15 protein-coding genes and 2 pseudogenes are annotated in these 18,943 nt (G+C 61.8%); 8 read left to right on the forward strand and 9 right to left on the reverse strand.

Annotated elements, in window-relative coordinates:
* Nucleotides 1-49 precede the first annotated feature (49 nt).
* The 3 genes from QA600_RS21065 to QA600_RS21075 form a co-directional block, all read right to left on the reverse strand.
* Nucleotides 50-928, reverse strand: a complete 879-nt coding sequence (locus tag QA600_RS21065; protein WP_278293897.1) for a proline dehydrogenase family protein — start codon at nucleotides 926-928, stop codon at nucleotides 50-52.
* A 40-nt stretch (nucleotides 929-968) separates the two neighbouring features.
* Nucleotides 969-2,429, reverse strand: a complete 1,461-nt coding sequence (locus QA600_RS21070) for a polysaccharide biosynthesis C-terminal domain-containing protein (RefSeq protein WP_278293898.1) — start codon at nucleotides 2,427-2,429, stop codon at nucleotides 969-971.
* Between the two features lie 120 nt (nucleotides 2,430-2,549).
* Entirely contained in the window at nucleotides 2,550-3,413 is an 864-nt protein-coding gene (locus tag QA600_RS21075) for a formyltransferase family protein (protein ID WP_278293899.1), read from the reverse strand.
* 148 nt (nucleotides 3,414-3,561) lie between these two features.
* Here QA600_RS21075 and QA600_RS21080 point away from each other — a divergent pair, with 148 nt between their 5' ends.
* Nucleotides 3,562-5,115 (forward strand): alkaline phosphatase family protein, encoded by a 1,554-nt coding sequence (locus QA600_RS21080; RefSeq protein WP_278293900.1) that lies wholly within the window; start codon nucleotides 3,562-3,564, stop codon nucleotides 5,113-5,115.
* A gap of 7 nt (nucleotides 5,116-5,122) precedes the next feature.
* Here QA600_RS21080 and QA600_RS21085 read toward each other — a convergent pair whose 3' ends face one another.
* Both QA600_RS21085 and QA600_RS21090 read right to left on the reverse strand, forming a co-directional pair.
* The gene (locus QA600_RS21085; RefSeq protein ID WP_278293901.1) at nucleotides 5,123-6,118 is read right to left on the reverse strand and encodes a GNAT family N-acetyltransferase; all 996 of its coding nucleotides are present in this window, start codon (nucleotides 6,116-6,118) and stop codon (nucleotides 5,123-5,125) included.
* Between the two features lie 339 nt (nucleotides 6,119-6,457).
* Entirely contained in the window at nucleotides 6,458-7,309 is an 852-nt protein-coding gene (locus QA600_RS21090) for a hypothetical protein (protein ID WP_278293902.1), read from the reverse strand.
* 326 nt (nucleotides 7,310-7,635) lie between these two features.
* On the opposite strand from QA600_RS21090, the gene QA600_RS21095 reads away from it, so the two are divergent.
* From QA600_RS21095 to QA600_RS21110, 4 genes are all read left to right on the forward strand, one after another.
* A complete protein-coding gene (locus QA600_RS21095; RefSeq protein WP_278293903.1) occupies nucleotides 7,636-8,601 on the forward strand; it encodes a DUF1616 domain-containing protein in 966 nt (321 codons plus the stop codon).
* Nucleotides 8,602-8,882: 281 nt separating this feature from the next.
* The gene (locus QA600_RS21100; protein ID WP_278293904.1) at nucleotides 8,883-10,124 is read left to right on the forward strand and encodes an AAA family ATPase; all 1,242 of its coding nucleotides are present in this window, start codon (nucleotides 8,883-8,885) and stop codon (nucleotides 10,122-10,124) included.
* Between the two features lie 196 nt (nucleotides 10,125-10,320).
* Entirely contained in the window at nucleotides 10,321-10,596 is a 276-nt protein-coding gene (locus tag QA600_RS21105) for a hypothetical protein (RefSeq protein WP_278293905.1), read from the forward strand.
* Between the two features lie 60 nt (nucleotides 10,597-10,656).
* Nucleotides 10,657-11,319, forward strand: a complete 663-nt coding sequence (locus QA600_RS21110; RefSeq protein ID WP_278293907.1) for a hypothetical protein — start codon at nucleotides 10,657-10,659, stop codon at nucleotides 11,317-11,319.
* On the opposite strand, the gene QA600_RS21115 is transcribed toward QA600_RS21110, so the two are convergent.
* From QA600_RS21115 to QA600_RS21130, 4 genes are all read right to left on the reverse strand, one after another.
* On the reverse strand, nucleotides 11,279-13,855 hold the full coding sequence (locus QA600_RS21115) for a hypothetical protein (RefSeq protein ID WP_278293908.1): 2,577 nt from the start codon (nucleotides 13,853-13,855) through the stop codon (nucleotides 11,279-11,281). The genes QA600_RS21110 and QA600_RS21115 overlap by 41 nt on opposite strands.
* A 124-nt stretch (nucleotides 13,856-13,979) precedes the next feature.
* Nucleotides 13,980-14,333, reverse strand: coding sequence for a hypothetical protein (locus QA600_RS21120; protein ID WP_278293909.1), 354 nt, complete (start codon nucleotides 14,331-14,333; stop codon nucleotides 13,980-13,982).
* Entirely contained in the window at nucleotides 14,330-14,650 is a 321-nt protein-coding gene (locus tag QA600_RS21125) for a hypothetical protein (RefSeq protein ID WP_278293910.1), read from the reverse strand. Before QA600_RS21125 ends, QA600_RS21120 begins: the two co-directional genes overlap by 4 nt.
* Nucleotides 14,650-14,952 (reverse strand): hypothetical protein, encoded by a 303-nt coding sequence (locus tag QA600_RS21130; protein ID WP_278293913.1) that lies wholly within the window; start codon nucleotides 14,950-14,952, stop codon nucleotides 14,650-14,652. The genes QA600_RS21125 and QA600_RS21130 overlap by 1 nt, the downstream gene beginning before the upstream one ends.
* A 174-nt stretch (nucleotides 14,953-15,126) precedes the next feature.
* On the opposite strand from QA600_RS21130, the gene QA600_RS21135 reads away from it, so the two are divergent.
* The 3 genes and pseudogenes from QA600_RS21135 to QA600_RS21145 form a co-directional block, all read left to right on the forward strand.
* On the forward strand, nucleotides 15,127-15,507 hold the full coding sequence (locus tag QA600_RS21135; protein WP_278293914.1) for a winged helix-turn-helix domain-containing protein: 381 nt from the start codon (nucleotides 15,127-15,129) through the stop codon (nucleotides 15,505-15,507).
* A gap of 622 nt (nucleotides 15,508-16,129) precedes the next feature.
* Nucleotides 16,130-17,197, forward strand: a pseudogene (locus QA600_RS21140) (IS630 family transposase).
* Between the two features lie 19 nt (nucleotides 17,198-17,216).
* Nucleotides 17,217-17,615 (forward strand): annotated as a pseudogene (locus QA600_RS21145) (transposase); the annotation flags it as partial.
* Nucleotides 17,616-18,943 lie beyond the last annotated feature (1,328 nt).

An 18,943-nucleotide genomic window follows, 5' to 3' on the forward strand; every position in this document is an offset into this window, starting at 1 on the left:
CCGGGCGATCGTCGTACTCTTCGTTCCGCTGCTCGGTCTCGTGCTGTCCTTATCTTTCGGCTGGGACGGAACGTAAGTCGCCGCGGCGCACTCCCTCGAGCAGCGCCCGCGCGGCGAACCGAACCGTGCGCCCGTTCTCGGTTACCCGGTTCAGGAAGTATCGCTTCCAGCGGGTGCCGTAGGGGACGTACTGCCAGACGTCGTACTCCTTGGCCAGTTCGACCTGCGCGTCCGGCCGCACCCCCATCAGCATCTGGATCTCGAACGGCGTCCCGTAGCGCTCGTGCAGCGAAATCGCGTGCTCGACCATTGCGGGGTCGTGGGTGGCGACCGCGACGCCGTCGTCGAAGCGTTCGAAGGCGGCCTCGAGCAGGTCGCGGTAGGCGCGGTCCATCCGATCACGGTCGCGGTAGGCGACCGCCCGCGGTTCGTCGTAGGCCCCTCCCTTGACGAGTCGGACCTTTCCCGGGAGGTCCGCGAGCCGATCGAGATCCTCGCGGCTCCGTTTCAGGTTCGCCTGGAGACAGACTCCGATCCCCTCGCCGTACTCGGGGGCGAGCGCCTCGAACGCCGCGAGCGTCGCGTCGGTCGACGCGTGTGCTTCCATGTCCAGCCAGACGACGACGTCGCGTGGCGCCGCCGCCTCGAGGACCTCCCGCAGCGAGTCCCGAAACACGTCCGCGCCGAGGTCCAGCCCGAGCTGGGACGGTTTGACGGAGACGCCGCCCTCGAGTCCCGTGTTGCCGACGTCCTCGACCAGCAGCCGGTAGGCCCGCGCGTCGTCGCGAACCCGCCGACGATCGCGGTGGTGTGTCCCCAGTCGGTTGAGCATCCCGTTGATATCCAGCTCGTTGAGGCGTCTGACGTGCTCGAGCGCCTCGGCCGACGTCTCCCCGGCGACGAACTGCCTCGCAACGGGCGGGAGCATACCCCAATACACGCGGGCGATTCCCTTAATCCACGGGTGATCAGCCGTGGCGGAGTTCGACCAGCCGCGTGACGTTCAGGAGGTCGAACAGGTGACAGGCGACGAGCCAGGTCCCGACGCCGATCGCGATCCCGCCGACCATCGCGACGGCGCCGCTCAGGTACGCCGTGAACGCGACGACGACGAGGCTCATTAAGAGTGCGATCGCCGAGATCAGGACGAAGCAGTTTCCGATCCGTCGCAGATCGAACGCGAGTTCGGTGTACATGATCCCCAGCGAGAGCAGCGAGTAACAGCCGGTCGTGATCACCGTCGCGTACGCGGCGCCCACGACGCCGAACGTCGGAATGAACAGGACGTTCAGAACGATGTTCGAGGCCGACGTGACCGCGTTGACGATCGCTCTGGCGCGCGCCCGACCGAGGTAGTCCAGGCCCGGCCCGGTGATCTTGAGCAGCGCGTCGAAGAAGACGAACAGCGCGAGCACCTGCACGACGACGACGGCCCCCGTATAGTCGGCCCCGAAAACGACCGGGATCGCCGTCTCGGCGATGACGATGATTCCCGCACAGGCCGGCACGTACAACACGAGCGTCTTCGAGAGGCTCTCCTCGAAGACGGCGGTCGCGTGCTCGACGCTCCCGCTCGACTTCTCCGACCCGTAGGTCGGCGACAGTGCGAACCCGATCGACGCCGCCGGCGTTCGCACGAACTCGGCGATACGGAGGCCGAGCGCGTAAAACGCGACACCGATCGGGGTGGTGAAGTACGCTATCAGGAGGACGTCCGCCTCGTTGTCGACGACGTTCGACAGTCGCGTCGCGCTCAGCGGGAGGTTGTACCGAAGTACCTTCCGGCGGATCGACGCGCGTTCGGTGAGGACGGCGGAGCCGAGATCGCCGGTGTGCGAAACCGCGACGAAGCCGGCGAGGGCGGCGACGGCGTAGGCGGCCGCGTAGCCGAACACTGCGGTCAGCGGCGTCGGCCGGTACAGGACGAGGCCGGCGACGAGCGCGAGCGTCGCGACCCCCTCGAACGCGTGCAGCGCTGCGCTCCGTCCGATCGCCTCGTACCCTTGGAGGATGTGGCGGTTGTACCGGTGGAGCGAGTACCAGAATACGACGCCCGCCCCGGCGACGAGGAGCGTCGAGAGCGCCGGCTCCGCGAGCACCGCCGCGATCCGGTCGGCCGTTGCGGCCAGTCCGACGGCAACGACCGTGGCGGCCGCGAGCACCAGCCGCCGGGATTCGACGACGACCGTCGCTGCGGCGTCCGGTCGTTCGGCTTTGAACTCGGCGACGTACTTCGCCGCCGACCAGTGCAGGCCGGACTCGCTCAGGAACCTCGAGACGGTAAAGACCGAGATCGCGAGTGCGAGCAGGCCGTAGCCGTCGGGACCGAGCAATCGCGTCAGCAGTATCAGGAGAAGCCCCGAGGTGATGACGTGGACGAGCCGCCCCCCGAACTCGGACGTGACTCTCGAGAGCAACGCGCTAGTCATCGACGTTCGACCCCTGCTCGCGTACCGTGTCGCGAACGTGCGAGGTATCCCAATCCGGGGGAGACCATAGCTGTTGGGCTCCGTTCGGCGGGAAACCGCGGGATACCGCGCTCCCACGACTCACGACAGCCGCCGGCGCACGTTTCGCAGCACCGTCCGCACGGCGAACCCGGGTCGTCGCCGCCGATCCATCGAGTAGTAGGGTCCCACCGCCTCCGGCACCGTCGGTTCGAACGCTGGATCGCGGACGTTTCGAATCCCCTCGGCCAGGAGGTCGAGCTGGCGCTCGTGGATACGGTCGTAGACGTCCCACAGGGTGTCGCCGTCGTCGACGGCGACCGTCGCCTCGGCGACGATCTCGCCGCCGTCGATCTCCTCGGTCAGCCGCTGGAGCGTAACGCCGACCGTCTCCCGACCGTCCAGAAAGGCCATTGGCGTCCCGAGCCCGCGGTACCGGCGGACGTCCGCCGGGTGAAAGCTGAGCACCCCGTGGTCGGGCGCCTCGAGGACGCCGCCCCGGAGCAGGCCGAACCCGTACCTAACGACGATGTCGCAGCGCTCGGCGATCTCGCGGACGGTTTCGGACGGCAACTCGCGCCAGTTCCCGTCGATCCGCGGTGAGACGTGGCGGATCTCCGCGCTCGCAAGGCAGTCGACATCCGTCACCGCTCGTCGCTCGGAGAGTGGATGCTCGGCGCCGAAGCGCCTGGCGAGTTCGCGCTCCCCGACGACCAGCGTCCAGGCCCGTTCCCGCTCGAGGGTCAGCCGGAGGAGGTCGAGGGCGTTGCGACCGGATTCGAGCCTTCCGTTCACCGCGGCCGCGAGCGCATCCGGGTCGGCGTCCGATTCGGCCGGCTCGTCGACAACCACGAGCGAAACCGCGACGTCGGTGTCGGCGGTCGCCCGCTCGAGCGATCGAGCCTGCCACTCGCGGAGGTACGGTGCCGCCAGCACTCCAACGCGGAACCCATCGGATCGAGTCATCGAACTACTCTCGAATCCGTCTCCGGCCGATCGTATAGTTCGCTGGTACGCCGATCCGGACTGTCATCGTCCGGAACCAGTGGCCGGGACGGGTGATACTACTATGTAGGTCGGGACGGTGTGATACCGGTGGATGGCCGGAGAGACGATGACAGACAGCGTACTTCTGATCGGAATCGACGCCGGCGACTTCCGCACGATCGATCCCCTGATCGAGGACGGGACGATGCCGACCATCGCCGCGCTGCTCGAGAACGGCTACCACGCGACGCTCGAGAGTTCGCTCCCCCCGTGGACGCCGGCGGCGTGGACGTCGCTGACCAGCGGGAAGAATCCGGGGAAACACGGCGTGTTCGATTTCGAGACGCCTGACGGGGAGCGGCTGGTCGACGCACGCGACGTCCGGACGCGCCGGATCTGGGACTACCTTTCCGAAGCGGGACGTCGATCGATCGTCGTGAACGTTCCGGTGACCGACCCCGCTCCGACGATCGACGGCGTCGTGGTCCCCGGCTTCCTGGGTCGGGAAGTCGACCGCGCGAAGGCCCACCCCGACGGGATCCTCGAGGAACTCCGGGAGGCGATCGGCGAGTATCGCGTCTACGCCGACGACTCGCTCGAGGGCGAGGCCCTGTGTGAGGAGTACGTCCGAACGATGCGTACCCGGCGGGACGCGATCGAGTACCTCTGTGACAGCTACGAGTGGGAGTTCGCGATGGTCGAGTTCCAGGCGACCGACCTCGTCTTTCACGATCTTCCCGAGCCGCGTCACGTTCGACACGTCTACCGCGAACTCGACGCGTTCGTCGAGAGCGTAATCGACGTCGCCGACGCGGACGTGACGCTGCTCGCGTCGGATCACGGGATGGGGCCTACGGGCGAGTGGGACGTCCGGCTCAATGCCTGGCTGAAACGCCGCGGATACCTCGAGACCGCCGTCGACGGGCGGGAACACGGCTGGACCAAGCCCGGAACCGAAACCGACCGCACGGGGGGAGGCGGACGTACCGCGCGCCTGACGCGAACGTTGTCGCGGCTCGGCCTGACCCCACAGCGGATCGAGTCGGGTCTGGCGGCCGTCGGCGCCGACACGCTGGCGAAACGAGCGCTGCCGGAAGCGGTGCTCGAGCGGGTCGTCGCGGGGGGCGAGAAGATCGATCCGGAGGCCTCCGCGGCGTACTTTCCCTCCAGTTCGGGACTGGGAATCTACTGCGACGCGGCGATTCGGCGGGATCTCGTCGACGAACTCCGGACGCTGACGGCACCAGACGGCGATCCGGTCTTCGAGCGAGTCGAACCGTCCGAGCAGGTGTTCGACGGCCCGTACGCGACCGACGGGCCGGATATCGTCGTCGTGCCCAACCGGTTCGACTACTTCCTCAGCGCGGCCGTCTCCGCGTCGGTATTCGACCGATCGCGGTACGCGTTCAATCACAAGCGCGAGGGGATCCTGATCGGGTCGGGTCCGGCCGTCGAGACGGCGACGACCCGCGAATCGCGGTCGATTTACGACGTGGCGCCGACGGTGCTCGGACTGCTGGACGTTCCCCGGGACGCGGCGTTCGACGGCGAGCCGGTTCCGGAACTCGCGGACGGAACACCCCTGAAAGCGTACGACGACCGAGACGCCGACGAGATCGGTTCCGACGGCGAGCGGAGGGAGGTCCGGTCTCGGCTCGAGGACCTGGGGTACTTCGACTGAGTGCCCGCTATCTGAGCCGCCGGTAACACGCCGAGGCCAGCCGCATGAGCGGCGTCCCCCGCTCGAGTTCGTAGTAGGAGCGCAGCCGCGGGTTGAACTTGGCTTTGTACTCACAGATGCGCGGAACGTTCGCCCCCTGCAGATCGTAGCGCGAAAGGCGCCTCGCCTTGGCGTCGCGGATAACCCGCCAGTGAAGGTGATCGTTACACGAAACGTCGGCATCGGGTTTCCCACCGCCCTCGGAGAAGTAGACCGTGTTCTCGTCCTCGAGGGTGATCAGCCCCGCGGTCGGTTCGTCGTCGATCCTGCCGACGTACGTCCGGACCGTCCGGGGTGGCGTCGCCTCGCGCAAGTCGAGCAGGAACTCGAGCGGGACGGTGTAGCGCTTCCCCTGTGTCTCGTACCGGGAGCGGATCTGGTCGTGAATGAAGCGAATCTCCTCCGCGCTCCCGTTCGTGATCTCGAGGTCGGCGTCGTTCGATTCGATGTTCTTGCGCGGCGTCCGCGAGAACGAGCGTTTGATCGCGTCCGGATCCGGCGTCAGATCGATGGTGTACGTGTACCGCGGCGTGGCCGTGTACGACGCCCACTCGAACGGGCGGACGTCCTCGTATCCCGGCGTCGTACAGACGCGCACGTACCGGGGGGCGAACGCGTCGTCGATCCACTCGAGGCAGGCGTCGATGAACCGCCGGTTTCGCCGTTCGCGTTTGCGCTGTTTCAACCCGTTCTGATCGAACAGGACGGGACCCTGGAAGGGGACGCCCAGCCGCGGCGGTGGCGAAAACGCGGCTGTGACCCCGGCTTTCGCCAGTTCGAACACCGGAAACACGCCGATCGGCTCCCGGCCTTTGTACCCGACGAGTCGGTGGACGGTCCCCGCCGAGTGGTCCGCGAGAACGTTCAGAACCGACGATCGGTGGAAGACGGACGCGGCGGTCATCCGATCGAGCAGTTCGTTCCACTCGTCCCCGTCCGCACACCGTTCGACGCTGAAACTCACGGTTTACCCCGTCCGACGCATCGAGCGAACCGATCGGTACGGCGTCGCGGACCGTCCTGCCACCGTTCGGATACCCCCCGGCCGAGGCGGTCCGGACCCTGTCCGAGCGCTGCTCAGCTTCTGCTTCTGTCGCCCCATGCCGGTTGCAGTCGGTAGATCGGCGCATAAGTGTGTAGATCGTTTTGAGAAGTAAGTGACACATCGGCAACTGGTCACCGAACGAGCTGGCCGAACGCGACGATCGACCCAGGCGGGATTCGGCCGGGAGAGACGGCGTTTCGCGGGCGGTTTCCAAACGTTACGTCTTGGTAAAACGGCTGCTTTCTCGCTCGACTCCGCTCACTCGACGCCGTCTTCGATGGCCGCGTTTCCCGTCCAGCGGCAGGTCACGAGCCACTGCCCGCGGTCCGTCTCCGGACTGACCGCGACGTCGACGGGGCGCTCGAGGCCGGCGGCGAGCCCGACCGCCAGCGTCGAGACGACCGGATGATCGAACTGGTCGACGGGACCGAAGACGTCGTCCGCGACCGCGACGTCGACGCGTCCGGCTTCGGCGTCGACGGCCGGTTCGGCGCGACCGACGAGTTCGAATCGGTCCACGAGCGCGGCGGTCAGCCGCTCGGCGAGCGGCTCGGGCCGGTTCGGGAGGCCGTCCTCGAGCTCCCGAACGAACGACGCGCCGGTCGGCTCGAGAAACAGGCCGGGGCCGTCCGAACCTTCCGCGAGTGTCTCCGCCGCGTCGAACCCGGCCGGAACGAACAGTCGAACGCCGTCCGCATCCGTCTCCTGGGTCGGAACGTAGCAGCCGTCGGCCGGCTCCCCTAGCTCGGCCGCGAGCCGGGAGACGTTCGTCGCGCACGTCTCGTACACCCGCCGGCCGTCCCGAGCCTCGATCACGCGTTCGGGCGCCAGCGCGTACGTGAGCACCGCGGCGAACCCGCCGACGCCCGCAAGCGCGAACAGGACCTGCTGCCCGCTCGTGAGGGCAAGACCACCGACGAAGCTGATCACGCCGAGCAGGGCAAACCCCAGCGCCGTGTTTCGATCCCTGATCCGTCGAACGCGATCCCGGTCGCGTTCGACACCGCCCGCCCGGTCGAGCCGCGACTCGAGGTCGTCGGTCGAGAGCAGGTCTTCCGAGACCTCTCTGGGGATCGTCGAGGCTCCGTCGTCGTCGACGTCGGTCGTCATAGCCACCTCGGCGGACGAGTTCCGACGGCAGTGCTACCCCACGGAATGCGAACGAACCCAACGAGCGTCGAAGCGAGATTCACGAGAGACACCCGACGAACGTACGTCGAAGGGGTGTTTGAAACTGTGGGCTCGAAACGTCGTATTTCCGCCGCCGAGTCGCTATAACCGGAGATTTACCCAGCCGCGACTCTCATTGTTCGTCTCCGGTTTCGCATGCGTGTCGGCCGGCGTCCTCGGCCCGGCCGCCCGATTACTCACGTGGTCCAGACCGTTCGGAACGACGACAGACGGGTTTTATCCTTCGAGCGTGGAAGAAACGGGCGATGGGAGCGAACGGGCGAACCGACTCGAACCGTGGCTGGTGGCTCGATCTCGCCGTGGCGCTGCTGGTGACGGGGCTCGTCATCGTCGCGGCGGTCGCGCCGGAGCTTCGCGAGACGCCGGTTCGCGTCGTCTTCGGCCTCCCGTTTTTGCTGTTCGTTCCCGGATACGTCGCGGTCGCCGCGCTGTTTCCGGAACGGGAGCGATCGGGCCTCGACGGGATCGACCGGCTCTCGCTGTCGGTCGTCGCGAGCGTAATCGTGGTCGCCGTGACCGGGCTGGCGATGAGCGCCTCGCCGTGGGGAGTCGGGCTCGGACCGACGCTGGCGGCGGTGGCGCTCGTCACCGTGGCGCTGACGGCCGGCGCCGCGCGCCGCCGGCTGGCGGTTTCGCCCGCCGACAGGTTCCGCGTGCCCTACCGCGAGTGGGCGCGAACGGGCACAAGCGCGCTTCGACCGACCGGCGTCACCGACCTCGCGTTGACGCTATCGCTGGCCGTCGCGGTCGCGATCGCGGTCGGCGCGGTCGGGTTCGCGATCGCCGACCACCACGCAGGGTACGGACCTGACCTAGGCGAGGACGACGACGCCGCGGCGATCTCGCTGCTCGATTCCGACGGCGATCTACTGACGGACGGATCGGACGTGACCCTCGAGCAGGGATCGGCCGATTCCGTGTTCGTCGGCGTCGATAACTACGGGGACGAGCCGAAAAGTTACACCGTCCTCGCGCTCGAGCAGGAACTCGAGGACGGGGCCACTGAAGACGAGCGCGAACTCGAGCGGTTCGACGTAACCGTCAGCGACGGCGAAAGCGAGACGTTCGAACACGAGCTCGAACCGGCGACAGGAGACGATGTGCAGTTCGTCTGGTTGCTGTATCCGGATGCGGTGCCCGAGGAGCCGTCGATCGACTCCGCCGATGCATACGTTTCCCTGACGGTCGGTAGTGAGGAGGCTGACGGGTAGTTCCTCAGTCGTTAGAGCAGTATCGACGACCCGAAGAATAGATGGTTCTCTACCCGCTCAAGAGAGCACAGTCAGTTGTTCAAAGTCAATAGTATCGGGACTGAATACGGCGAATTCAGCACGATTCATCTCAGTAAAGGGAAGTATATGCAGTAAGAGGCGAGCCGCTCGAGCAGATAGCTTCGGTTGGGACGATCAGTGGTGATCTTGTTTGCCGTCCAGAACCGTTATCTGTAGGTGACATAGAAACACATACACTCGTAGTTCCGCTGGAAGCTCCTATGACCAAGTACGACGACCTCTTCGAGACGACAACGCCTAGCGAGAGTGTTTTCACCGATAAACGCGCGCTTGACCCGCTCGCTGAGCCTGAAGAGATTGTTGCTCGCGAAGGGCAGGAGCGCGAGCTTGCAACTATTCTCAATGGTATTCACGAGGGGTATCTTCCGACGACTGTCTCGATCTACGGACCCCCAGGGACTGGTAAGACGCTCACGACCCGGCGAGTCTGTCAGGAATTCGCTGCCCGGCACGACGATGTCGCTGCCGAATATATCAACCTGAAGGAGTGTCGATCGCTGTTCAGTGCGGCTAACGAAATCCTGTATGAGCTCACGGGTGAGAAGAAAGGCGCCTATGAGGGGATCGACGGTGTTTTCGAAGGTATCTGGACAGCATTCGAAGATTATCCGGAGTGGACGGTACTGTTGCTCGATGAGATCGACCATATCCAGCAGGATACGAACTACGATCCCAGCGACTTTTTCTACCGGTTACTACGCGGCGAAGGACGACTCCAACGCGATATCGAACTATCGGTGTTTCTCATAAGCAACGAACTCCTCGAGGTGGATCTGCGACTCGACAGTCGCGTCCAGAGTGCGATGAGCGGCGAGGAAGTGTTCTTCCCACCGTATGGTATCGAAACGCTGCGGAAAGTTCTCGCTCCCCGTCTCGAGCGAGCGTTCCGGGACAGCGCCCTTCCCGACTCCGTTCGAGACGTCGGTACCAAACAGGCGGCCCGGCGCTGGGGTGACGCACGGAAGGCACTGACGCTGTTTCGTCAGGCTGGCGAAACTGCGAACGAACGCGGGCTCGAGACGGTCACGGAGGAGTGTCTCGACGCAAATCTCGAGTCGACTGAACAGGCAGCCCTCGAAGAGAAGTTACTGAGCCTGCCGTTCAATCACTTTCTCGTCTTGACTGTCGTCGCTAGCGTGCGAGACGCTCAGGGCGACGTCGTCCAGCCGGTGACGACGAACCAAATCGCCGAACGCATCGACGACGATGCACTGGCCGAGGAGGTCAGCCTCGGCGAGCGCGCGATTCGCGAGGTGCTTACCGACCTCGAGACGATGGCTCTCGTGGAGACGTGGATCGACTCCCGAGGTCGCGACGGTCGGGTGAAGCAAGTCGAGACGACGTTCGATCCACAGTGGATTCGAGACGCGATCATGCCCTATCTCGAGACGACCGATCAGATCTCTCCTGACGAGCTATTTGCATCGCCGGAGTTCGAGTGACCTCACGGAGTAGCTCCCTGTTCGGAGGGAGGACCACTTCCACTCCGGTTTCCCACCCCTTTTCCGAGTGCCGCCGGTAGTTTCCACTGGAGATGTATAGAGAAGATTTCCGAGCAAGTACAATCTCGTCTTCGAATGCGGTTACCTCTCGTCTCACGAATATCACCTCTCGCAAACTCTCTCCAAGTGAACACCCGTGACTAACTCGAAAGCACCCAGCGAGGACGCCGACCGAAGTGATCGTGAGGAGATTCAGCAGATCCTCTCCCAGAACATCCAGTTTATTCACAATCATCTCGAGGAAATGGACCTGGACTCAACGGACGACCAAGAACTGGCGATCAAGTGGATGCGGACTCTCGGCACTCTTTCCGGGCAGTATCGACTGTTAATGAAAGATGCGGATATCGACGAGATGCAGGACGAACTCGAGCTACTGCAAGACGCCAGAAAGGTGAAATCCGATGAGTAATCGTACTGATCGGCAGTCAGTGACGACCGATTCGACGCCGCTCAACAGGAGGGTCGATAGATGACCAAGCGTCGAATCGAACGCGATCTCGAAGAGGTTCGTGAAGAGGTCCTCGAAGACCTGTCACCCGAAGACCGTCTCCAGCTATACTTGGAAGCGGCGGCCAAGGAGAAAGACGGGTGGATCGAGAGCCTTCTCGAGACGTGTCCCCGAAGGCGGTATCGCACGACAGATCTCGAGTTCAGCGAACGTCGCCAACTCGCATCGACGCTTCGTCTGAATACACTCTACAAGTTACATACGGCCTTGTTAGAGCTTCAGATGCTAAGGCAGCGCCAAGAGTTGACGTGGATCAATACGGATGGGGACGATGATCTCACCGAATCGGAACGTGAGCGGGCGGATGAGCGAGCCGAAGAGCTCCGATTCCAATATAGTGAACTGTATACGCTGTATCACTCCTACCGACAGTTCTCTGAAGAGGTGCTTGGTGTCGATCTCGAGACGTGGCTCGGAAGTCACCCGAACGGACAGCACGTTCTCGAGGTGATTACCAAGGAACTCGATAATTCCATCCAGCAGGAACTCGTCGAGGAGGATCTGAATCCGTCCGATGCGGAGCCCGAGGATGATGAGTGGGTTACGATCGACGAAATCGCTGACCTTCGATACGAGGAGTATATCAGTATGTGGTCAGATGTGATCGAGGAGCGGACCCCGTGATCGATAGCTGTTCGATCGGTGGGCCCATCGCGATCGTTCGGTTATCAACCGGATATTCTGCACCTGCGAGTGCTGCCGCGACGCGAATCCACGGCCCAACTTTTGGCTGATCGATTAGCTGGAATGGACCGGGCGGCCAGAACAGGGTTCCACCGACCGCATCATCGGGATTACCGTACCGGTCGGATGGTAACATCGTCTCGAGAACGGCGTCGGTAGCGTCAAGCAATGATTGCTTCTCCTCGACGATGGCTGGTGTGACTGGATCGCGTCGCTCTACTGGGTCCCGGAAGGACAGCACGAGCCGATACCCGTCATCGGTGTGGGTGACGAGATCGAGCGCCTTGAGAAGATCTCGGTACTTCCGAATCGACCGCGTCGAGACTCCCGCTCGATCGGCGATCTCCCGCTGGGACAGACGGTCGGTGGCTGTCAAGAGCGCATGGACAACGCGGCCGACTGTCGGCGGGAGATCGGGGAGGAGGCGATCGGGTTCGAGCGTTCCCAAAGCGTACCGCAGGTCGTCCGGCCGAACGTTACGCGTGCTGCTGTCCTCGCCGGCGAGCTGGTGGAGAGCGCGAGCGGCGGCGTACGGTGAACCACAGAGCGCGTGAAGGAGCGAGACGACTTCTCGAGTCGGTCGCAGATTCTTGGCCTGGAGGACCCAGGTCGCAGCTGCTGCAGAGGCGGTGCGATCGGCCGTCGAGAGCGGGACGTGGATAGCGAATTCGGGGGCGTCATCGACGACTTCTGCCGGTGTCTCGAGAGCGGTCTCGAGGTGTGGCCGGAGGCGGTGAACATCCGCACCGCGAACGACGATCGAGCCGATAAGCGTCCCGAGGGGCTCCGCCGCGTCGACGGTCGGTGAGGGTGCAGTGCGACGTTTCTCTTCGCGCGACTCGAACAGCTGTCGGTAGCAGGCAAAGGCACCGTATCTGGCCTGGATCGCCGCCGAAATACCAATCGAGGTCGCGAGGGCCTCCAGCGAGTTCTGGTCGAGGCCGGCTGGAACGCGGATTTCGCGGACGACGTCGATGCCGAGAGTATCGAACAGGTGGATGATGGACCCTGCGAGGCCGTGGGCCGAGCGAATGATCGAGCTCCGGAAGCGGTCGCGATCCTCGTACTCGCCAGCCGCGAGTTTCGCCGTCATCGACTCGAGGTCGGTCCCCCACCCGATGAGTGCCTCCCGCAGGGTTACGGGATCCTCGAGGACCTCATCCGAGAGCGCACCGATACAGCGAGCATCGCGAAGGAGTGCCGGCGGATCGTCCAGCGACTCGAGGCGGCTGTCAGTGAGGACGCGATCGAGCAATCGTGGCGACGTTAACGCCGTCGCGAGACTCACCACGTACTGGAGTGGCCCGCTCGCTCGAACGGCGACGACCGCGTCCTCGCGCTCAGCATCGAAACTCACGTACCGGACGTGTTCATTTCCGCCCGTCCGGTCCGCAAACGGGGCGTCAGTGAAGGTAATGCCGCCATCCTGGCTGCACCCAATCGCTCCGGCATGGGCCGGCCGATCGAGGTAGGTCGTTCGGTAGGGAGCGTGGGTACCGGTGTTACCGGGATTGTCCGCTTCCCCCTCGTCCCGTGGCCGCGTGGTTACACGGCACTGTTGGGAGGACGTTCCGGTGTCGTTCACGGCCGCCGTCAGTTGCTGTTGGCGGCCCCGTTGGCTGTCCAGTGCCTCGAGGACCTGCCGACCGGCTTCGAGGAGTTCGACGACTCGATCATCGGCGGGCCCGAACTCGGTCACGAGACCCAGCTCGGTGAGCGAATCGGACTCCGACACGAGAAGCTGGGAGATCCGACTCCGATCGACGTCGTGCATCGCACGCAACGCGTGCCGGGAGAGCGTTTCGGCTGGTTCGGCCGCGAGTTGCCGGAGGAGGTTCACTTTGCGGCCGTCCGGATCCAGTGTCTCGAGGGCCGCGTCGACACGATCGTCGACAGACGAATCGTAGGGTGTGTCTCGCCACTCGCTCACGCCGGGGAGGTCCTCGCGGTGGTGTTGGGCCAGCCAGTGGAGGGTGCGACCGCTGGCGACGACGCGGACATCGAACCCCATCGCGAGGACGGCGAGCAGTCGACAGACCGTTTCCCGTTTTCGTCGTGGTTCGCCTTCGAACGCGCGGTCGATAGTGACCACGATCGTCGGTGGCTGCTCGTCGGACACGTGTTCAGCGACGAAGTGGGCGGTTGCGAACAGGTCCTCGAGACTCGAGTGTCCCTGCCCGAGAGTCGGCACGAGATCGGCGGCGAGTCGCCAGGCTTCACGGCGGTCACCACGGGCGACGTTCAAGAATCGTGAGCGAAGCCAGTACGGAACGTCGTGGGTCTCGAGGGCGTCGTAGCACTCCGAGATCGTCCGTCCAGTGGCGAACCGGCGAACGGCACGAACGAACGCGTCGCGGATCGCCTGGTGCTCGAAGAGGCGCTCCCAGAGCGTCGAGACCGGCGCGTCGGTGACCTCAAGGGTGGCCAGCGCCGACAGTGGCGGCTGCTGTGTCATCGTCAGGCCCGCGTCGGTCACGGCGGGCCCACCTCGAGGACAGGCGAGTGGCGTGGTGACTGGCGACTGCAGTGTAGAGACATTCAGTTCGAGCGAGTTGAGAGGGCGATAGCCGAGCGCGGCGGTTCGCCGACCGGCTACCGGGTTACCGGTGTGTGGCAGGAGTCGCCGTGTTGGTGGGCTCGCTCACGTCCTGGAGCTCGGGCTCGAGGACGACCAGCCTGGTTTGCTGGGTGGCGAGGTCGGCCCGGGTGCCGAGCCGACACTGGGCGAGCAGTTCCGTACAGCCCAGCGTCGGCTGGGAAATGGTGTCGGGACTACAGGCCACACAGTAGGGCCGATGGATCGCCCAGCGGTCGGTGTCGGCCGGCCGGGATGCGAGGACGGTCACGCGGTCGCCTTCGTACAGTGTGGTCCCGCAGTGCTGGCACGCGGTAGTGCCCTGGAGTCCGATTGGGAACCCTTCGAGGAGTTGCTCGGCGGTGGTGGTGACCCTCATCGGTCGGCACCTCCGGGCAATAGGGTGATGGGATCGAGGCGAGCGCATGAAACGGGGTACGTAAGGAGGTCGGTGATCGGCGGCTGTGGGTGGGCGATCGGGAAGATCTCATCGTCGGAGTCGTACTCCGGGTGGATGTCCACGACGGTCGTGGACGTCTCCCCAACGATGTAGTCGTGGGCGGGGATTGGAGTGCGTTCAGCAACGAGCGGGGCTTGGGCTAGGTTTTCCAGGTCATGGACGTGGTCGCCGACAGAGAGAATTTGTCTGTCATTCGTTTGTGTGGAGGGCTGCTCGAGGTCGGTAGCGTCCGTCATTAGGCTTCCCCTCCCCCGATCGCGTCAGCGAGTGCGTCCGCGAGCCCTGTGTAGAGGTGTTGCGTCGGAAAGCCGCGGCGGGTCGTGACGTAGTTGATCCAGTCATCGATCGTTTGTTCGAGGGCCTCGAGGTCGTAGCGGTAGGTGCGCTCGGGACCATCGATAACGTGGACGGTCTCGTCGGTCGTCCGATAGACGTGGTGGGCGCCCTCGGTGTCGATGCCGACGAGAATGTAGTCTGGTCGGAGGTCAGTGCGACTGCGAGCCGAAACCGTTTCGGTCGTGCGTGTTGGAGTTGACATTGGTCTGTTGCTCCAGACCGAGGTCGGCTGTCCCTAGCAGCCGGCCAGGATTTTCCCGGCGTCCTCGGTCTCTACTCTATAGTATAACAGTGCATCACTTATAGTTTACTGTAGTCAATTACGTCGTAGTATACAAAAGTAAACCATTTGCATGAGTGAAGACAATAGTAAACTATGTCGATACAGAACCAGTCAGTGATGGGCTTAGATCGGAAGGAGATCGATGATAAAATCCTCAATGAATTACACGAAGGAAGAAATGTTCCGTCAAACTTAGCCGATGAATTCGGTGTTTCTCGTCAGTATATTCAACAACGCCTCAAGTTGTTAGAGGCTGCAAATTATGTTGAAAATATTGGACGTGGTGTTTACGAAATTATTAATGATCCCCGAGACGAGCGGGCTGTTGATGACACCCGTGCGGATGTAAGTCGTATTTGTCATAGCGTGCGTGCAGCGTTGACAGCTCTTGAAGATGAAAGTCCAAATATCGAGACGTGTCGATCCGAGCTCGAAGATGCGCTTGAAGAGTGTGATGCTCGTACCAGTCGATAATGGATATCATCCACTCGACACATCCAAATACGAAATAAGGTATGCGACATCCGTCATTGTGATGGAATATGGGAGAACATCTCAATTACTGGGGGCGGATATCATATCCATCCGTACGCTGACCAGCGGAACAGAAGGAATTTGCCTGTGTAGGAGCGTGTCATAGAAAGCGTCACGTACGAAGCAGCAGGGTGCGGAAAGTGTGTCCAGCACCAGCGCAACCCTGCAAGACGTAGCTTCGGTAGACGACTTCTTGAATGTCGCGGCTACCGAGACAGTACCGCTGTTCAAGCACCTTGAGTTCGAGTTTCTGCTGGAGTACGACGTGTTCGCCTCCTCGAAGCGGGGGCGAACACGAGTTCACCAGCCACCAGACCTCTTTCGCGGCTTTCTGCACTGCTACTACAAGGATATCCACGGCACACGACCGGTTGCACGAGAACTCCAGCACGGCCTCGCTTGGTACTACTGCGGACTTGAGAAACCGCCATCGAGAGACACGATTGATCGATTTCTCACCGACCTCGAACACGTCATCGCCGATGTCTTCAACAGGCTTGTCGAGCAGGCCGCCGGAGTGGTCTGCGAAAGCGTTGACCCCTTTGGAAGCGTATTTTTCTCGATGAGCAACAGTCAGCGTGGTTTGTTGGTGCGGTATCTGTCTGAAGAAGAATTCGATCAAGCGATTGAATCGGCCCAGGAGGCGGACGAGAGCCGTCTCGTCCGGCGACTGTGTTACATCAAGAATCTCTATCTGGGAGAGACACGCAAGCAAGCAGGTCGACGCGTCGGGATTTCCCGGTCCACGACGCGTCGGTGGGCACTGGCGTGGAACGATGGTGGCGTAGAGGGTCTCCACCCACGCTTCGGCGGCGGCCGGCCGCCGAAGCTCACCCCGCAACAGGGGGGCGAACTCTGTGAGATTCTCGAAGAGGGTCAACCATGGACTCCGAAGCAGATTCACGCGCTTATCGAAGACCGATACAGCGTCACGTACCACCCGTCCCATCTCAGCCGAAAACTTCGAGAAGCAGGCATGAACTACGCCAAACCGCGGCCGATGGATCCACGACGACCCGACGATGCTGAAGAGATTCTCGCCGAGCGCCTGATCAAGGCGCTCGGCGAGGACGACCCGGAGGAGCCAGACAAAAAGGAAGAAGACCCGGTCGTGTTCGGGTTCTTTCGATGAAGCGTGGCCACAACCGTTCGACAACTCTCAGCGAATGTGGTCGTTCGACCGGCCGGTGACGATCGAGAAACCGCTGATAACGTTTCCCAAGCGGTCGATTGCTTCTACGCGCTCACTGGCCAGAGCGTACTCACGTTCAAAGAACGGTTGGTCAAAGAGACGATCGTTGAGGCACTCGAAGAGATCCGCGAGCAGAATCCCGTCGGACGGATTCTGCTCGTAGCCGACAACTACGGCTCTCATCACGCAAACCTCACCCAACAACGGGCCGACGAACTCGACATCGAGTTCGTCTTCATCCCGCCGTATTCACCGACGTTAAACGCCATCGAACCGCTGTGGAAAGATCTGAAGCGCGAGATCTCGCCAGAGATCTTCGCGGACCGAGATCTCTTCAGAGCGTTCCTCACCGAGACATTTCTCCGCTTGAGCCATCGGCTGAGTTTCGCTAGTGAGTGGATCGAGACGTTCCTTCCAGATGTTCAAAGGTTACGCTGATCACTCGGTGACGCGCATCGCCGTCGATACACCGATCTGGATGCTTGGAGACAGCGCCTACGACATCCTCGATTGGCACGACCACCTGCTGGCCGCAGGGGTCGTGCCAATCGCTCCATACAATCCGCGAAACACTGACGACCCGAAAAACATCGAGTACAGGGTCGAAGACCGAATCGAAGAACACAGCGAGGACGTTCAGCTGAAACAATCCGTTCTGGACGAGACGTACAACAACCGGATAGGAGTCGAACGAACCAACGATGCAGTCAAGGACTGCGGCCTCGGGCACGTTCGCGCCCGAGGCCGCGTCCACGCACGAACAGAAGTGTTCGTTGCGCTGTGTCTTCGGATCGTCATTGCAATCACCAACTACGAGCGAGGACACGATCCGGGACGTGAGATGCTCAAGCTATGAGTTGGATTCTGTGACACGCTCTGTGTAGTGTTAACCAGCGAGGAGCACATTGACGATGACTTCATGCTGATCCTCGGGGAGCTATCTTCTGAACGAGCCTCAAGGATGTTGTTCACCGCCAGCAAAAAGAACGCGCCGACGCTGCAGCCGACTGAGTGTGGCTTTCGCGTGTTCGCTATTAGCGAACGTTATATCTGACACTCGGCGTATCAAATTCCCGCTCCCGTGAGAACCTGACGGCGTAATTGGAAGAGGAGACCTTACCAGACACTTCTTCGGACCTACCACGATGGATTATATCGAGTCCGAACCATCCACGACCGAACAAGGGAAATACCCACAACTATAAGACCCATCTAATAAGACTGCTGCCAATACAATATATGGTGTAGTATTGATAATATTCTACAATAAGAAGTGGCTTGAGAGTGCTCTTGATAGAAAGAATTCGGACAACGAGGTTCCGATCCAGCTGCTGCATTTCTGCACTGTTCGAACAAAAAACGCGATTTCCCAGGCATAGAATCTCTTATCGATGTCTACCGTAATCTGATTGTCCCCCTCCTGAGGAGCGTTGAGCGACTGGTTCAGCTATATCGAATGAATTTGCACCGAAAAGTGGTTTCATACGCTCAAAACGTGGGTTGGCCGCTTCTATAACTCGTGAGATCGGCAGTTGGAAGGATACAAATTATTGTACAACATCTACATATCTAAGGTATGTAATAGATAGAAAATTCACCTATAGTATATTTCTAGCGGAGGTACTAAACGAGGTGATGATGCCGTCCTATAGAATCGATTGATATAGCTACATCTACTTTCTTATGTGTTGGAAAAAAGGACTTGCAGAAATTTTACACCAGTACTTCTGTATAACGTCGCCTTCGGAACAGGATGACTAGAATCTTGCTAAAGATTACCGAGTTCCTGATCCTTTAACCGAGAATCGTACCAGAGGCGTCGGCAAAGTCGTACTAACTCGACAGTCACATCTCATCCCAGAATATAGCGAAGCGGATCGCTTCTATGAGGGCGTTCGGATCCGGGGAATTCGATCACCTAACCGGTGTATACAATCCGAGAATACCGACGTCGATTCGACTATTCCAGTAGCAAACTCGGAATTTAATCCCAGAGAAAGTAACTGAATCAATATTGTCCAGACAAACTCATCTCGAGGGATCAATTCTCTTTGAGATTACGTGGCTGCCGATTAATCCACTGGTGGGTAATATCGTGGATTGAGCCCTAGTACTAGTGAAAAACTGGCTGCTAATCCGAGCCGGTAGCCACTAGACTCCTCAGGATACGGAGTTCCTCCTCTT

Origin of the sequence: Natronococcus sp. A-GB1, from assembly GCF_029688845.1 — an archaeon.
Lineage (GTDB): Archaea > Halobacteriota > Halobacteria > Halobacteriales > Natrialbaceae > Natronococcus.

What these genes read in the sequence shown, in the direction of transcription:
- QA600_RS21090 (WP_278293902.1), bottom strand. Translation starts at nt 7,309, where the DNA reads ATGACGACCGACGTCGACGACGACGGAGCCTCGACGATCCCCAGAGAG.
- QA600_RS21070 (WP_278293898.1), bottom strand. Translation starts at nt 2,429, where the DNA reads ATGACTAGCGCGTTGCTCTCGAGAGTCACGTCCGAGTTCGGGGGGCGG.
- QA600_RS21130 (WP_278293913.1), bottom strand. Translation starts at nt 14,952, where the DNA reads ATGTCAACTCCAACACGCACGACCGAAACGGTTTCGGCTCGCAGTCGC.
- QA600_RS21110 (WP_278293907.1), top strand. Translation starts at nt 10,657, where the DNA reads ATGACCAAGCGTCGAATCGAACGCGATCTCGAAGAGGTTCGTGAAGAG.
- QA600_RS21135 (WP_278293914.1), top strand. Translation starts at nt 15,127, where the DNA reads ATGTCGATACAGAACCAGTCAGTGATGGGCTTAGATCGGAAGGAGATC.
- QA600_RS21080 (WP_278293900.1), top strand. Translation starts at nt 3,562, where the DNA reads ATGACAGACAGCGTACTTCTGATCGGAATCGACGCCGGCGACTTCCGC.
- QA600_RS21075 (WP_278293899.1), bottom strand. Translation starts at nt 3,413, where the DNA reads ATGACTCGATCCGATGGGTTCCGCGTTGGAGTGCTGGCGGCACCGTAC.
- QA600_RS21125 (WP_278293910.1), bottom strand. Translation starts at nt 14,650, where the DNA reads ATGACGGACGCTACCGACCTCGAGCAGCCCTCCACACAAACGAATGAC.
- QA600_RS21120 (WP_278293909.1), bottom strand. Translation starts at nt 14,333, where the DNA reads ATGAGGGTCACCACCACCGCCGAGCAACTCCTCGAAGGGTTCCCAATC.
- QA600_RS21100 (WP_278293904.1), top strand. Translation starts at nt 8,883, where the DNA reads ATGACCAAGTACGACGACCTCTTCGAGACGACAACGCCTAGCGAGAGT.
- QA600_RS21065 (WP_278293897.1), bottom strand. Translation starts at nt 928, where the DNA reads ATGCTCCCGCCCGTTGCGAGGCAGTTCGTCGCCGGGGAGACGTCGGCC.
- QA600_RS21095 (WP_278293903.1), top strand. Translation starts at nt 7,636, where the DNA reads ATGGGAGCGAACGGGCGAACCGACTCGAACCGTGGCTGGTGGCTCGAT.